This is a genomic window from Sphingorhabdus sp. (assembly GCF_044239665.1).
Lineage (GTDB): Bacteria > Pseudomonadota > Alphaproteobacteria > Sphingomonadales > Sphingomonadaceae > Sphingorhabdus_B.
The window spans coordinates 11,997-26,054 of record NZ_JBIIBA010000019.1 but is presented as its reverse complement, the minus strand read 5'-3'; the positions used below and the strand labels follow the sequence as shown (position 1 = coordinate 26,054).

The window sequence follows — 14,058 nt, the reverse complement described above, 5'->3', positions numbered from 1 at the left end:
TGGTTCCTGTATAAAGTGACCGATTAAGCTTTTGGCGAATGAGCAGTTCTAAAGGTAAAAAGCGAGTGGACGAATTCTAGCTGGTTGGGCGACGCGCCATGAAAGCGAGGCGTTCGAACAACATAATGTCCTGCTCATTTTTGAGCAGCGCACCGTGCAAAGGCGGGATGGCCTTGGTTGGATCGCGCGATTGAAGCACATCCAACGGCATATCTTCGTGCAGTAGCAGCTTAAGCCAATCGAGCAATTCGCTCGTGCTTGGCTTTTTCTTCAAGCCAGGCACGTCGCGTACTTCGTAAAAAATGTCCATTGCCTTTGAAACCAGCATTTTTTGAATGCCGGGAAAGTGGACATCAATAATGGACTGCATCGTCGTGCGATCTGGGAATTTGATATAATGGAAGAAACAACGGCGCAGAAACGCGTCGGGGAGTTCCTTCTCATTGTTTGAAGTGATGATGACGATCGGGCGCTCGACCGCTTTGATTGTCTCTTGCGTTTCGTAGACAAAGAATTCCATACGATCGAGTTCCTGTAACAAATCGTTCGGAAATTCGATGTCGGCCTTGTCGATTTCGTCGATCAACAAAACGGGTAATTGGGGGGCAGTAAAAGCTTCCCACAGCTTGCCTTTTTTGATGTAGTTTTTGATGTCATGCACGCGCTCATCGCCCAATTGGCTGTCGCGCAGGCGGGCAACGGCATCATATTCATATAGGCCTTGGTGCGCCTTGGTCGTGGACTTGATATTCCATTCGATGAGCGGCGCACCGAGCGCGGTGGCTATTTCTTGCGCAAGGACGGTCTTACCTGTGCCTGGCTCACCTTTGACCAGCAAAGGCCGACGCAACTTAGTGGCGGCGTTAACCGCGACCTTCAGGTCATCAGTGGCGACATAATTATCGGTGCCTTCAAAGCGCATGAACAAACCCCTTAGTTAATCGAACAATTAATTCGTTAAGTGGACCAATGGGGATATGCAACATTATATTATGCAAGACAGCGCGGGGCGTAGCAACGGCGCCCAGGTCCGACCTGCATATAAGAAAGGATCCCATCCTGAATTTCGGAAGGGGCCCTTTTCCAACAATTTGATGCGATGTTATTGATCGAGGAAGCTGCGCATTTTGCGGCTGCGGCTTGGATGCTTGAGCTTGCGTAACGCCTTGGCCTCAATCTGGCGAATACGCTCACGCGTCACGCTAAATTGCTGTCCGACTTCTTCAAGCGTGTGGTCGGTGTTCATTCCAATGCCGAACCGCATACGCAACACGCGCTCTTCACGCGGTGTAAGCGATGCAAGAACACGCGTTACCGTTTCCTTCAAATTGGCCTGAATTGCGGCATCCACAGGAATGATCGCGTTTTTGTCTTCGATGAAGTCCCCCAAATGGCTGTCTTCTTCGTCACCAATGGGGGTTTCAAGGCTGATCGGCTCCTTAGCGATTTTCATCACCTTGCGCACTTTTTCAAGTGGCATGGAAAGGCGCTCGGCCATTTCTTCGGGTGTAGGCTCGCGACCTTGCTCGTGCAGGAACTGGCGGCTCGTGCGCACCAATTTGTTGATAGTTTCGATCATATGCACGGGGATACGAATGGTCCGCGCCTGATCGGCAATCGACCGCGTAATCGCCTGGCGGATCCACCATGTTGCATATGTGCTGAACTTGTAACCACGGCGATATTCAAACTTGTCTACAGCCTTCATCAGGCCGATATTGCCTTCTTGAATAAGATCAAGGAACTGCAAGCCACGGTTGGTGTATTTCTTGGCAATGGAAATCACGAGGCGCAAATTTGCCTCAACCATTTCCTTTTTCGCGATGCGTGCTTCGCGCTCGCCCTTTTGCACCATGTTCACAATGCGGCGGAATTCGCCAAGTGACATGCCGGTATTGGCTGCTATGTCAGCTATCTCACTGCGAATGCGCTCGACGCTTTCGGCTTCGGTCGTTGCGAAGGCCGTCCATTTCTTGTCGATGTTAGACACTTCGGCGAGCCAATTTTCATCCAGCTCATGACCCATATAGCTGTCGAGGAACGCCTTGCGGGGAACCTTATGCCGCTCGGCCAAGCGCAGCATCTGACCACCAAGAGCGGTCAGGCGGCGGTTGAATGAATATAATTGATCGACCAGATATTCGATCTTGTTCGCGTGGAACTGAACGCTTTCAACTTCTGCGGTCAATTCTTCACGCAATTTGTGATATTTGTTTTCGGAGGCAGTGGAAAAATCTTCGCCGGCGTTCAGTGCGCGCATGCGCTCAAGCTGAATGTTTGAGAATTTCTTGAACAATGACGTGATCTTGGCGAAACGCTCAAGCGCTGCTGGCTTCAACGCTTCTTCCATTTGGGCGAGGCTGAGGGTGTTATCTTCCTCCTCTTCCTCGACAGGACGCGAGCGCCGCTCGGTCATGTCTTCATCATCGTCGCTTGCCGCTTCGGGTTCATCTTCGACGTCATCTTCCTCTTTATAGGAAGGACCAGCGGTCTTCTCGCTGATTTCGCCGTCGCTTTCTTCTTCGCCATCTTCGGTAAGCGATTCAGGAGCAGGCTCTTTCGAAAGCATGGCATCGAGGTCGAGAATTTCGCGCAACTGCATTTCGCCGTCGTTGAGCGCATTGGACCAATCGATAATCGCATGGAAAGTGATCGGGCTTTCGCACAGGCCCAAAATCATGGTGTCGCGTCCAGACTCGATTCTCTTGGCAATAGCGATTTCGCCTTCGCGGGATAGCAATTCCACCGCGCCCATTTCACGCAAATACATGCGGACGGGGTCATCGGTCCGTTCGCCCGTGCCCGTTTTCTTGATCGTGTTGGTCAGCGAGCGGGGATCGTTTTCGGAAATATTGTCGATGGTTTCGACTTCTTCCTCGGCCTCGTCCTCACTATCGTCGCCAGCTTCGTCATTCTCGACGATTTGCACGCCCATATCGTTGATTGCCGACATGACGTCTTCAATTTGTTCCGACGACATCTGATCCTGTGGCAGGGCTGCATTCAGTTCGTCATAAGTCAGAAAACCCCGGCGCTTGGCCTTGGCGAGCAGTTTCTTTACGGTCGCGTCGTTCAGGTCGATCAGCGGTGCATCACCGTTTTCGCCGATGTCTTCTTCGTTTTCATTTGCGCGACTTGCCAAAATAATTCCCCGATAAACTTATAAACTATCCGCATCACGCCGAAAAAATTCGATGATACGATCGTCAAATGCCTTTTTTTCGTGTCGCAACCTTTGCTGTTCGGCAAAAGTCTCTTCAGTCATCTCCAAACCCGCCAACTGCGTGGCGCGTTCCAGAGCTTCTTCCAGCGCCGGGCGCTGCTTCATAAGCCTGATTGCTTCACCCAAATTTTTTGAAGCGTTAGAAAATCCGTCGCCTCCCGTACCGAACTCTCCGCGGTTAAAGGCAAATACCTTACCGTTGCTGTGGAGCAGTGTCGACGCGACATTATACAACTTCTCGCCCAATATGGTAATTAGCCCCTCGGTATCAAGCGTTTCTTTGCTAAAAAATTCGTTGAGCATCACGTTGAGCAAAGCGGCATGATTCGGGTCGGGCGGGACGAAGTCGCTGAGTGCCTCGTGATGTTGTGCAATAAGCGCGGGGTGGCGCAATAAAGCAGCAAGCACGCCTTGGATAAGAAAGTCCGAACCCTTGGCATTGAAGCTTTTGGTCTCCGCGCCTGGCGGCAAAGTTTGCGTCTTGTTCCACCCGGGCTTTTGTCCGCGCACATAGGGTGGGGGTGGCTTAAATGTAGAGCTTCGTCGCGGCGCGAACAGATTATCGAACCGCTCGCGAAAGGCATCGGCATAATGACGACGAATTTCTCCGTCCGCGATATTTGCCATATGCGCCCCTAATCGCTGCTTAAGCCCCGCACGGTCCTCTGGCGTGTCTAATGGCCCTGCAGACATTTCTGCCCTCCATAACCTCTCTACGAGCGGCTGAGAGGAGTTTAGAAGCTGCGTGAGAGCGCCGGCACCGGATGCCTTGACGAGATCATCTGGATCCTGTCCTTCGGGCAAGGTCACAAACTGAAGACTATGGCCAGGCTTCAACAATGGTAGTGCGCGTAAAGCCGCGCGCATGGCGGCCTTTTGACCTGCCGCATCACCATCAAAGCATAAGGCAGGCTTTTCTGTCATCCGCCACAACATCTGGATCTGCTGTTCCGTGAGCGCGGTACCCAGCGGCGCAACGGCGTCTGCAAATCCCGCCTGCGCGAGGGCAATGACGTCCATATAACCCTCAACCACAATTACGCGGCCCGTCTGGCGCGAAGCAGGGGAGCATTTGTCCAGATTGTACAACACACGGCCCTTGTCGAATAAGGGCGTGTCAGGTGAATTGAGATATTTCGGTTCACCTTCACCTAAAATCCGGCCTCCAAAGGCAATCACGCGGCCACGCGGATCACGGATCGGGATCATCAGCCGACCGCGAAACCGGTCATAGGGCGCTTTCCCGTCGACCGATATTAGCAGCCCTGCCTCAATCAAGTTTGGTTCACCGAATTGCTTAAGTGCGGTTTTTAGGCCCGTGCGATTGTCGGGAGCGAGGCCGAAGCCAAAGTCGCGGATCGTTTGCTCCGTAAATCCGCGTTGCTTGAGATAACCTCGCGCAGCGGAACCCTCAACGCCAAGCAATTGTGTGACGAACCAGTCCTGCGCCGCCGTCATGACGTCATATAGGCTGTTTGCCTTCTCGGCCCGCTGTGCCGCCTTGGGATCAGCGGCAGGGACCTCCATCCCGGCCTCAGCCGCCAGTTCCTTAATCGCATCCATGAAAGACAGGCCGCGCTGGTCGGTCATCCAGCGGATGGCATCGCCATGCGCGGAACAACCAAAACAATTGCCGGTCAGGATATTGTCATCCAGCGCGAACGCATGTTCTTTCGGCACGTCGGCGCAGTAGACCGTTTCGATCCTGTCGGTTTCTTCAACTGAACAAACGACCCAGCGCAGCCGGGCAAATTTTTTTCTGCTGTTAGCGAACCGCTGCCGAGCCTCGGACAGAAGGAATAATTCTTTAGCCAAACCCGAATTAACCAAATGGATTCGGTGCAATGCGGACGCGGTTTTCCCATAACCTTTTCGCCACAATGTCGTTCGTCCGTAGGTAGTAATGCCAAGCGACGTGCAGATGTCCCTGATTGCTTCCAACGTCTCGGCATTGGACGAATTTAGCATCACCGTTCCGTCTTTGGCGACGTGCCCGTCAGCCGCCAGGTAACCAGCCAGAAAACCCAGAAGATACGACTGCGAAGCACCATTTTTGGGCAACGCCTTCATATCCTCAAAGGCACGTCCGCCATAAATTCTCAGATAAAGCGCACCGCCTTCACGCTCATGGATATGATGCTTTTGCGACGGAAAATACTTGCGTAGCTGCGCATCTTTTTCTCCATGCAGGTTCACTGTACCGTAGATGCCTTTATACATCGCGCCGTCGCCATATACGATGCCATGGCGGATGCCTTCGGGGTCAAGCGACCAATTTTTTCGGATATCAGGAAGAGCGGACTGCAGAGCATATCCCGGTTTAAGGTCTGTGGTTAGATATTCCGAAACCCGATCATGCACGAACCACCGATGGCCGGATGTCGCAAAAATCTGTTTCTTAACGCCGTTTCGCGAGAGCGAAATTTTCCAGAGCCGCTGTTCGCCATAACTGTTAAATTCAGCACGGATCCATCGCCCCCCGCGCGACAGCACCGAATGGCTTTTGCCCGATAGAGCTGAGATTGGAAACCGACCCCTATCAGTTATGACGACCGTCTCGCCGGCTAAACAATGGTAAAAGCCCTTTTCATCGTTGATCGTGAAGCTGGGTGTTTTTTCGTTATGGAACGGGCAACATGCCTTAAACTCGCGGCCAGCCCTGGTGACCTTGACGGTGCGGCCAATCAACGCAGACAGCGTAATCCGCGCGCGCAATTCGTCCAGCCATTGCGGGGTAAGAGCCACCTTAACCCAACGCTGCCTTTACCAAAGCACTGGCCTTGCTCATGTCGAGTTGTGGGCCATGACGCTCTTTCAAGACGGCTATAACGCGGCCCATATCTTTCAAGGTTTCTGCGCCAAGCTCTGCCTTGATGCCCTCAATCGCTTCGCTGGTTTCGGCGTCGCTCAACTGCGCAGGCAGGAAGTCTTCGATAATCGCCAGCTCGGCAGCCTCAACCGCAGCAAGTTCAGCACGACCACCCTGTTCGTATAACGCGATCGACTCGCGGCGTTGCTTGATCATTTTCTGCATGACCTCAACTACCATCGCGTCATCATCCGGTTGCTGGGATGCGGTGCGCAGTTCGATGTCGCGGTCTTTGATCTTGGCGAGAATTAGGCGTACGGCGGCTAGACGGTCTTTATCGCCCGCTTTCAACGCGGTAATCTGGGCGGCTTTGATGGTGTCACGAATCATATTTGGTTCCGAATTTCTGATGATGCATTGCGTTAGACGAACATCCAAATTTCGTCACTCGGAACTTGTCTATCGTTATCCTGACATCATCGGTCGTCATCCTGAACTTGTTTCAGGATAACAGCTGGTGTTGAAGATGATGTTAGATGACTTATTCCACAGCTTTGTCGATTTCCGCATTGACGCTTTGGGTCACCATCTCTAGGCGCAATGCCTTAGCGACATTGCTGTAATCTGTTTATCAGGAGCGACCCCATCATGGCCGACCCCAAATCTTCGCGCGCGCCTTCAGGAGCGACGGGGGTATTGGTTTTGGCTTCCGGGGAAGTGGTCTGGGGCAGGGGCTTTGGCGCCGAAGGGCAAGCGGTTGGTGAAGTCTGCTTCAACACCGCCATGACGGGTTATCAAGAAGTGATGACCGACCCGTCTTACGCCGGGCAAATCATCAACTTCACCTTTCCGCATATTGGCAATGTCGGCACTAACCCCGAAGATGTCGAGGCATTGAACCCGCATGCCTTGGGCGCGATTGTGCGGCAAGATGTAACCGACCCATCCAATTTCCGCAGCACGCAGCATTTTGATGCATGGATGAAAGCCAATGGCCGTATCGGCATCTCCGGCGTCGATACCCGCGCACTGACACGTCTTATCCGCGTTGCTGGCGCGCCGAACGCCGTGATCGCGCACACGGCGAACGGTGAATTCGACGTGCCTGCATTGTTGGCGCGCGCAAAGGCGTGGGCTGGTTTGGAGGGCATGGACCTAGCCAAGGATGTAACGACGTTGCAGACTTATGGTTGGGATCAAGGACTTTGGAAGCTGGGGTCTGGCTATGCTACGCCAGCAAAGGGCGGCAAAAAAGTCGTCGCCATTGATTATGGAATCAAACATAATATTTTGCGTAATCTGGTCGATGTCGGTTGCGATGTCACCATCGTCAGCGCGACCACAACTTTCGACGAGATCATGGCCCATGCGCCCGATGGCCTGTTCCTGTCGAACGGCCCCGGTGACCCAGCCGCGACGGGCGAATATGCCGTGCCGGTCATCAAGCAGTGGCTTGAGACCAAAAGGCCGTTGTTCGGCATTTGCCTCGGGCATCAGATGCTCGGCCTCGCGGTCGGCGCAAAGACCGAGAAGATGCATCAGGGCCATCGCGGCGCGAACCATCCGGTCAAGCGTCTAAGCGACGGTGCAGTCGAGATCACCAGCATGAACCATGGCTTTGCCGTGGATGCAGATACTTTGCCGGCCAATGCCAAGGCCACGCATATCAGCCTGTTCGACGGCAGCAATTGCGGCTTTGAACTCGCCGACCAGCCCGCATTTTCAGTACAATATCACCCCGAAGCCTCACCCGGCCCGCAGGACAGCCATTATCTGTTCGAGAAGTTCGCTGGGATGATGGGAGATTAGATTATGGCAGTTGAGGTCAATGGTGAGAAGTATATCCAAATAGACACTTATGATTGCGAAGAACGCGAATTTCAAAATAAGCTCTCTCAGTCCCTTCGCCTGACAGAAAACGCCTTTAACCAGTTGAAGAAGTTAGGTTAAAATCACTTCTTATGCCCAAACGTACTGACATAAAATCCATCCTCATCATCGGCGCTGGCCCCATCATCATCGGGCAGGCGTGCGAGTTTGATTATTCGGGGACGCAGGCTTGCAAGGCGCTGCGCGAGGAGGGCTATCGCATCATCCTCGTCAATTCGAACCCAGCGACGATCATGACCGATCCGGATATGGCCGACGCGACCTATGTCGAGCCGATTACGCCTGAAATCGTCGCCAAAATCATCGAAAAAGAGCGCCCCGACGCGGTGTTGCCTACGATGGGCGGGCAGACGGCGTTGAACGTCGCTTTGGCGTTGTTCAACGATGGCACGCTGGCAAAATATGGTGTCGAGATGATCGGCGCCGATGCCGAAGCCATCGACAAGGCCGAAGACCGGATCAAGTTCCGCGACGCAATGACCAAAATCGGGCTGGAATCCGCGCGGTCGGGTATTGCACATTCGATGGAAGAGGCGCTCGAAGTGTTGGAACGCACGGGCCTACCTTCCATCATCCGCCCAAGCTTTACCATGGGCGGCACAGGCGGCGGCATTGCATATAACCGCGACGAATTTATCAAGATCGTCACCGGCGGCCTTGATGCATCGCCAACCACCGAGGTGTTGATTGAGGAATCGCTGCTCGGTTGGAAAGAATATGAGATGGAAGTCGTGCGGGACCGCGCCGACAATGCCATCATCATCTGCTCTATTGAAAATGTTGACCCGATGGGCGTGCATACCGGGGATTCCATTACCGTAGCACCAGCATTGACGTTGACCGACAAAGAATATCAGGTCATGCGCAATGCGAGCATCGCGTGCTTGCGTGAAATCGGCGTAGAAACAGGCGGTTCCAACGTACAGTTTGCAGTAAATCCCGCTGATGGTCGCCTGATCGTCATCGAAATGAACCCGCGCGTGTCGCGTTCTTCGGCGCTGGCGTCAAAGGCGACGGGTTTCCCCATTGCCAAGGTCGCCGCGAAACTGGCGGTTGGCTTTACGCTCGACGAAATCACCAACGACATTACCGGCGCAACGCCAGCATCGTTTGAACCAACGATTGATTATGTCGTCACCAAAATCCCGCGCTTCGCCTTTGAAAAGTTCAAAGGGGCCGAGCCATTGCTGCATACCGCCATGAAATCGGTTGGCGAAGTGATGGCGATTGGCCGCAATATCCACGAAAGCATGCAAAAGGCTCTGCGTGGCCTTGAGACCGGATTGTCGGGCTTCAATTATATCGATGCTTTGCGTGGCGCATCTAAGGATGAATTGTCGGCCGAACTCAGCCGTGCAACACCCGACCGATTGCTGGTTGCGGCACAAGCCCTGCGTGAGGGCATGACCGTAGCCGAAATTCACGCCATCGCAAAATTCGACCCATGGTTCCTCGAACGGCTTGAGGAAATCATTGCAGCTGAGAATGATGTTAAGGCGAACGGTCTACCCAATAATGCAGAGGCGCTCCGCCGTTTGAAGGCAATGGGCTTCTCGGACAAAAGGCTTGCCTATCTGGCTGTGGAATCGGTCAATATACGGCCCGGTATGGCAACGGCAGTCCGCCGTGGCTCGGGCATTGCGATGCAGGCTGCCCGCGCGATGGCGGGCGCCGTGACTGAAGACGAAGTGCGCGCGCTGCGTCACAAATTGGGCGTGCGTCCAGTGTTCAAGCGTATCGACACCTGCGCTGCGGAATTTGAGGCAAAGACGCCGTATATGTATTCCACTTATGAGGCGCCAAGCTTTGGCGCGCCAGAGTGTGAGAGCGCACCTTCGGATCGCGAGAAAATCGTCATCTTGGGCGGCGGGCCAAACCGTATCGGGCAGGGGATTGAGTTTGATTATTGCTGCGTCCACGCCTGTTTTGCACTCGCGGACGCTGGCTATGAAACGATTATGGTCAACTGCAACCCAGAAACGGTGTCGACGGACTATGATACATCCGATCGTTTGTATTTCGAACCGCTGACCGCTGAGGACGTGCTGGAAATTCTTCATGTCGAGCAACAAAATGGCACATTAAAAGGCGTTATGGTTCAATTCGGCGGGCAAACGCCGCTGAATTTGGCAAAAGCGCTCGAGGCGGCGGGTATTCCTATTTTGGGAACGTCACCCGATGCCATCGACTTGGCGGAGGACCGTGAACGCTTTGCGGCGTTGATCAATAAGCTTAAGCTCAAACAGCCCGAAAACGGCATCGCGCGCAGCCGCGAAGAGGCGATAAAGGTCGCCGAAAATATCGGCTACCCCGTGCTGATGCGACCATCTTATGTGCTTGGTGGCCGCGCGATGGAAATCGTCGACACCCAGGCGCAGTTGGAGAATTACATCCAGACGGCAGTAATCGTCTCGGGCGACTCACCAGTTTTGATCGACAGCTATCTGCGCGATGCGATTGAGGTGGACGTCGATGCCTTATGCGACGGCGACGAGGTTGTGGTTGCTGGCATATTGCAACATATCGAAGAAGCAGGCGTGCATAGCGGCGACTCTGCGTGCACTATCCCGCCATATAGCCTGCCTGCGGACATTATTTCTGAAATCCGCCGTCAGACGGAATTGCTTGCCGTAAACCTGCATGTCCGCGGATTGATGAACATCCAGTTTGCGGTGAAAGACGGCGAAGTTTATCTGATTGAGGTAAACCCGCGCGCCAGCCGCACGGTGCCTTTCGTGGCCAAGGCCATTGGCGCGCCCATCGCGAAGATCGCCGCGCGCGTTATGGCGGGTGAGAAATTGAAGGATTTGCCGCCCATTAATCTCGATATTGATTATATTGCGGTGAAAGAGGCTGTGTTTCCGTTTGACCGCTTCCCCGGGGTTGATCCTGTGCTGTCGCCTGAAATGAAATCAACCGGCGAAGTCATGGGCATTGATCGTGATTTCGCGACGGCCTTTGCCAAATCCCAAATAGGCGCGCGTATGCCGCCGCCCATGAGCGGAAAGCTTTTCGTATCGGTCAAAGATACCGACAAGCCGGTGATTGTTCCTGCAGTTCGGCAAGCTATCGCTTGTGGCTTTAGCGTCTGCGCTACCGGTGGCACTGCCGATTATTTATTGGCGCAGGGCATAGAGGTCGAGCGTGTGAACAAGGTTGCCCAAGGCCGCCCTCACATTGTCGACAAGATTAAAGATGGCGAAATCCAGCTTATTTTCAACACGACCGAAGGTTGGCAAAGCCTGAAAGACAGCGAGGAAATCCGCCGTTCCGCCCTTGCGGGCAAGGTTTCGCAATATACGACGGCTGCAGGAAGTGTGGCGGTTGCGCAGGCGATTGCCGCGCTGCAGCAACGGCAACTTGAAGTTCGGCCACTTCAAGACTACTATTAATACGCGCAGTATCTTTCCCCGACAATTGAACTGCATATCGGATGGGTGGTTAGTACGCGTCCGGTCGGGATGTTTTTGTGACGAAGGGTTTTTGCCTGATGGCGAGTTTTGAGAAATATCCGATGTTGGCCGAAGGCTATGAAAAGCTGACGACCGACTTGAAGCGCCTTCGTGACGAACGTCCGTTGATTGTGGAAGCAATTGAGGAGGCGCGCGCGCATGGCGATCTTTCGGAAAATGCCGAATATCACGCTGCTAAGGAACGTCAGGGCCAGGTTGAAGCCACGATTTCGGAAATCGAGGACAAGATTGGTCGTGCGCAGATTATTGACCCTTCAACGCTGTCGGGCGATAAAATCGTATTCGGTGCGACCGTTACCTTGTTGGACGAAAATGATAAGCCCGTGCGCTATCAGCTTGTTGGCGAGACCGAAGCCGACGCAAAAGCGGGCCGCATTTCTTACAACTCGCCATTGGGCCGTGCGCTAATTGGGCGGATTGTCGAAGATGAAGTCGAATTGACTGTGCCGTCCGGCGACAAATATTATCTTGTATCGAAAATCGAGTTTATTTGATCATGCGCTTCGGTGAGAAGCGTCAAACGGGATAATATGCAGTTTCCGCGTGGCCCTGTTACCAATGCCTTGGTGGTCATCAATCTGTTGATTGCAGCCATATTGCTGATTCCGTCTTGGTGGCAATATGCGGTGATATCGGGCGGGCTGTTCCCAGTCCGCTTAAGCAGCGGTAGTGCGGCATTTTCAGATGTCGCGTTCCTCATGCCCGCGTTTTTGACGCCACTATCTGCTGCTTTTCTGCATGGTGGCGTGGCGCATGTCGTGATGAACATGCTGATGCTTTTACTTATCGGTAAGATGGTGGAGCGCGTATTGGGCAGTGGCCTCTATCTCGCGCTTTACATCGGGTCGGCTTATTTTGCCGCAGCGATGGAGTGGCTTGCGTCATTCATGGCTTGGCCCATGTCTTTGGACATGATGACACCAGCCATTGGCGCAAGCGGTGCAATTTCGGGCGTTATTGGCGCTTATGTGCTGCTCTTTCCAAACAAGAAACCGCAGTCTTGGGGACCGATTCCCGCTGAATATGCCCGGCCATTGCACTTAACTATCGCCTGGGCGGGGTTAAATCTTGCGCTTGGTTTTGTGGGGCCCAGCTTGGGAATCGCTATCGCAATATGGTCGCATATGGGCGGATTTGTCGCCGGATTATTGCTGGCGCGGCCATTGTTATTATGGCGATATCGGCACGCTTAATCGGCACTGCGTGCGGTTATCAGCTTTCGGGTTGCAAAAGCTTGTGCAAATGCACCACAACATATTTCATTTCGGCATCATCGACCGTGCGCTGGGCCGCCCCGCGCCACGCTTCCTCAGCGCTGGCATAATCGGGAAACATGCCGACAATGTCCAAATTTTCAAGGTCGGTAAATTTTAACGTTTGCGGGTTGTCAACGCGGCCACCAAAAACGAGATGTAATTTCGTATCGCTCAAACGGCTATCCTTAACTTTTTTCCTTAGCCGCATCTGTAGCGGCCTGACTGGCGGCCTTTACAGCTAGAGCGGCCTTGCTGACAAGCTCTCTAAACTGCGCACGCATGGCTTCGCCATTTAAACCAAGCGTATCGACCTGGCTCATGCCAGCGACTTTGGCAGCTTCGGCTATTTTGCGCGCTTTTTTATTCAATTTCTTGCCCGCCTTGCCCAACACTTTGGTCTCGCGTTCGGTCCGCGGCAAAAGCGCGCCGACAATCGCGCCAATGGCGATACCGCCTAGCACGATGGCAAGCGGGTTTTTATCGATACCGTCGCTCGTCTTTGCCTTTGCCTTGCGGGCCATTTCCTTAGATTGCTCTAAGCCTGAAGCGGCAGCATCTTTGCTTTTCTCCAATGCGACCGAAGCCTTCTGTCGCGCCGCAGAGGTCGAACGTGAGGTTTTTGCTTTCGCGCTATCAGCTGCGGATTTGATGCTGTCGCCAATCTTGCTCATATATCGTTCCTATATCTTTTGCTGGAGGGCGTTTTGCTTTTACTGTGTCGCAGCGTCGAAATCCAACGCGTAATTGGGCCGCGTGCCGCGATTAACAAGGCACCCAAGCCAATAACACCAATGATGGGGGCATTGTTCTTCGCAATTTGAACTGTCTCGTCTGCAATATGCTTGGCTTGGGTGGTTTGACGTTCGACGAACCGCTTGAGTTGGTTGCGTGGCTTAAGGACATCACGCGCGACGGCCAAGCTCCCTGTAAGCTTACGCCGTAAATACCGCCGCTCTGCGTTCGACAAAATCACGCTTTCCCGATCCGTGACAACAGGTTCTTCAGGTAAGATCGTCGACATTTTTCTGCATTTCCGGAAAGTAAACTTTCCGCATCCATTTTCGAGCCAATACCGCGAAAAAGATACCGATGATCACAAAACTTATGGTGACGAGCAAGGTTGCCGCCAATGGGCCAATTAATGGTGAAAGTGTTAGAACCAGCCCGAGCACCAGCGCAATGGAAGCTCCCCCAAATGCGAAGGCTGCGACGGCGCCATAGCGGAATGACCAGCGGAATACGTGGCGGGTGTAATCTAACCGCGAGCGATGATAGCGCATTTCTGCCTTCACCATCGCACGCATATCCTCCATCACCAAGGCGAGCTGTTCGCTCACGCTTGGCTCAATCGGCGGCGCTAGGTCTTCCAACGCTTCGGGCTGAGGTTCTTCTATCTTCATCTTACCC

13 protein-coding genes are annotated in these 14,058 nt (G+C 53.5%); 5 read left to right on the top strand and 8 right to left on the bottom strand.

All coding sequences use genetic code 11. The features are described from left to right. Positions 1 to 76: 76 nt before the first annotated feature. From ACILP3_RS07250 to ACILP3_RS07235, 4 genes are all read right to left on the bottom strand, one after another. Entirely contained in the window at positions 77 to 922 is an 846-nt protein-coding gene (locus ACILP3_RS07250; protein WP_395615987.1) for an AAA family ATPase, read from the bottom strand. A gap of 180 nt (positions 923 to 1,102) precedes the next feature. Further along, positions 1,103 to 3,142, bottom strand: a complete 2,040-nt coding sequence (gene rpoD, locus ACILP3_RS07245; RefSeq protein WP_395615986.1) for an RNA polymerase sigma factor RpoD — start codon at positions 3,140 to 3,142, stop codon at positions 1,103 to 1,105. An 18-nt stretch (positions 3,143 to 3,160) separates the two neighbouring features. Beyond that, a complete protein-coding gene (gene dnaG / locus ACILP3_RS07240) occupies positions 3,161 to 5,968 on the bottom strand; it encodes a DNA primase (RefSeq protein ID WP_395615985.1) in 2,808 nt (935 codons plus the stop codon). A 1-nt stretch (position 5,969) separates the two neighbouring features. Further along, the gene (locus ACILP3_RS07235; protein WP_395615984.1) at positions 5,970 to 6,422 is read right to left on the bottom strand and encodes a GatB/YqeY domain-containing protein; all 453 of its coding nucleotides are present in this window, start codon (positions 6,420 to 6,422) and stop codon (positions 5,970 to 5,972) included. 258 nt (positions 6,423 to 6,680) lie between these two features. On the opposite strand from ACILP3_RS07235, the gene carA reads away from it, so the two are divergent. The 5 genes from carA (at position 6,681) to ACILP3_RS07210 (ending at position 12,588) form a co-directional block, all read left to right on the top strand. After that, positions 6,681 to 7,841 carry a glutamine-hydrolyzing carbamoyl-phosphate synthase small subunit gene (gene carA / locus ACILP3_RS07230; protein ID WP_395615983.1) on the top strand — a complete coding sequence of 387 codons (1,161 nt, stop codon included), beginning with the start codon at positions 6,681 to 6,683 and terminating at the stop codon, positions 7,839 to 7,841. 3 nt (positions 7,842 to 7,844) lie between these two features. Beyond that, the gene (locus ACILP3_RS07225) at positions 7,845 to 7,982 is read left to right on the top strand and encodes a hypothetical protein (protein WP_395615982.1); all 138 of its coding nucleotides are present in this window, start codon (positions 7,845 to 7,847) and stop codon (positions 7,980 to 7,982) included. An 11-nt stretch (positions 7,983 to 7,993) separates the two neighbouring features. Continuing rightward, complete coding sequence (gene carB / locus ACILP3_RS07220; protein ID WP_395615981.1) at positions 7,994 to 11,314, top strand: carbamoyl-phosphate synthase large subunit; 3,321 nt, start codon at positions 7,994 to 7,996, stop codon at positions 11,312 to 11,314. Between the two features lie 98 nt (positions 11,315 to 11,412). Then, on the top strand, positions 11,413 to 11,889 hold the full coding sequence (gene greA / locus ACILP3_RS07215) for a transcription elongation factor GreA (RefSeq protein ID WP_395615980.1): 477 nt from the start codon (positions 11,413 to 11,415) through the stop codon (positions 11,887 to 11,889). A 36-nt stretch (positions 11,890 to 11,925) separates the two neighbouring features. Beyond that, the gene (locus tag ACILP3_RS07210) at positions 11,926 to 12,588 is read left to right on the top strand and encodes a rhomboid family intramembrane serine protease (RefSeq protein WP_395615979.1); all 663 of its coding nucleotides are present in this window, start codon (positions 11,926 to 11,928) and stop codon (positions 12,586 to 12,588) included. Between the two features lie 19 nt (positions 12,589 to 12,607). On the opposite strand, the gene ACILP3_RS07205 is transcribed toward ACILP3_RS07210, so the two are convergent. Genes ACILP3_RS07205 through ACILP3_RS07190 form a run of 4 tightly spaced genes read right to left on the bottom strand, consistent with a single transcriptional unit; the run spans position 12,608 to position 14,051 of the window. Continuing rightward, positions 12,608 to 12,826 (bottom strand): DUF4170 domain-containing protein, encoded by a 219-nt coding sequence (locus tag ACILP3_RS07205; protein ID WP_125230123.1) that lies wholly within the window; start codon positions 12,824 to 12,826, stop codon positions 12,608 to 12,610. Positions 12,827 to 12,836: 10 nt separating this feature from the next. Then, positions 12,837 to 13,322, bottom strand: a complete 486-nt coding sequence (locus tag ACILP3_RS07200; protein ID WP_395615978.1) for a hypothetical protein — start codon at positions 13,320 to 13,322, stop codon at positions 12,837 to 12,839. Next, positions 13,319 to 13,672 (bottom strand): hypothetical protein, encoded by a 354-nt coding sequence (locus tag ACILP3_RS07195; protein ID WP_395615977.1) that lies wholly within the window; start codon positions 13,670 to 13,672, stop codon positions 13,319 to 13,321. Before ACILP3_RS07195 ends, ACILP3_RS07200 begins: the two co-directional genes overlap by 4 nt. Further along, positions 13,653 to 14,051, bottom strand: coding sequence for a phage holin family protein (locus tag ACILP3_RS07190; protein WP_395615976.1), 399 nt, complete (start codon positions 14,049 to 14,051; stop codon positions 13,653 to 13,655). The genes ACILP3_RS07195 and ACILP3_RS07190 overlap by 20 nt, the downstream gene beginning before the upstream one ends. Between the last annotated feature and the right edge of the window lie 7 nt (positions 14,052 to 14,058).

What these genes read in the sequence shown, in the direction of transcription:
- ACILP3_RS07250 (WP_395615987.1), bottom strand. Translation starts at nt 922, where the DNA reads ATGCGCTTTGAAGGCACCGATAATTATGTCGCCACTGATGACCTGAAG.
- ACILP3_RS07235 (WP_395615984.1), bottom strand. Translation starts at nt 6,422, where the DNA reads ATGATTCGTGACACCATCAAAGCCGCCCAGATTACCGCGTTGAAAGCG.
- carA (WP_395615983.1), top strand. Translation starts at nt 6,681, where the DNA reads ATGGCCGACCCCAAATCTTCGCGCGCGCCTTCAGGAGCGACGGGGGTA.
- ACILP3_RS07225 (WP_395615982.1), top strand. Translation starts at nt 7,845, where the DNA reads ATGGCAGTTGAGGTCAATGGTGAGAAGTATATCCAAATAGACACTTAT.
- carB (WP_395615981.1), top strand. Translation starts at nt 7,994, where the DNA reads ATGCCCAAACGTACTGACATAAAATCCATCCTCATCATCGGCGCTGGC.
- greA (WP_395615980.1), top strand. Translation starts at nt 11,413, where the DNA reads ATGGCGAGTTTTGAGAAATATCCGATGTTGGCCGAAGGCTATGAAAAG.
- ACILP3_RS07210 (WP_395615979.1), top strand. Translation starts at nt 11,926, where the DNA reads ATGCAGTTTCCGCGTGGCCCTGTTACCAATGCCTTGGTGGTCATCAAT.
- ACILP3_RS07200 (WP_395615978.1), bottom strand. Translation starts at nt 13,322, where the DNA reads ATGAGCAAGATTGGCGACAGCATCAAATCCGCAGCTGATAGCGCGAAA.
- ACILP3_RS07195 (WP_395615977.1), bottom strand. Translation starts at nt 13,672, where the DNA reads ATGTCGACGATCTTACCTGAAGAACCTGTTGTCACGGATCGGGAAAGC.
- ACILP3_RS07190 (WP_395615976.1), bottom strand. Translation starts at nt 14,051, where the DNA reads ATGAAGATAGAAGAACCTCAGCCCGAAGCGTTGGAAGACCTAGCGCCG.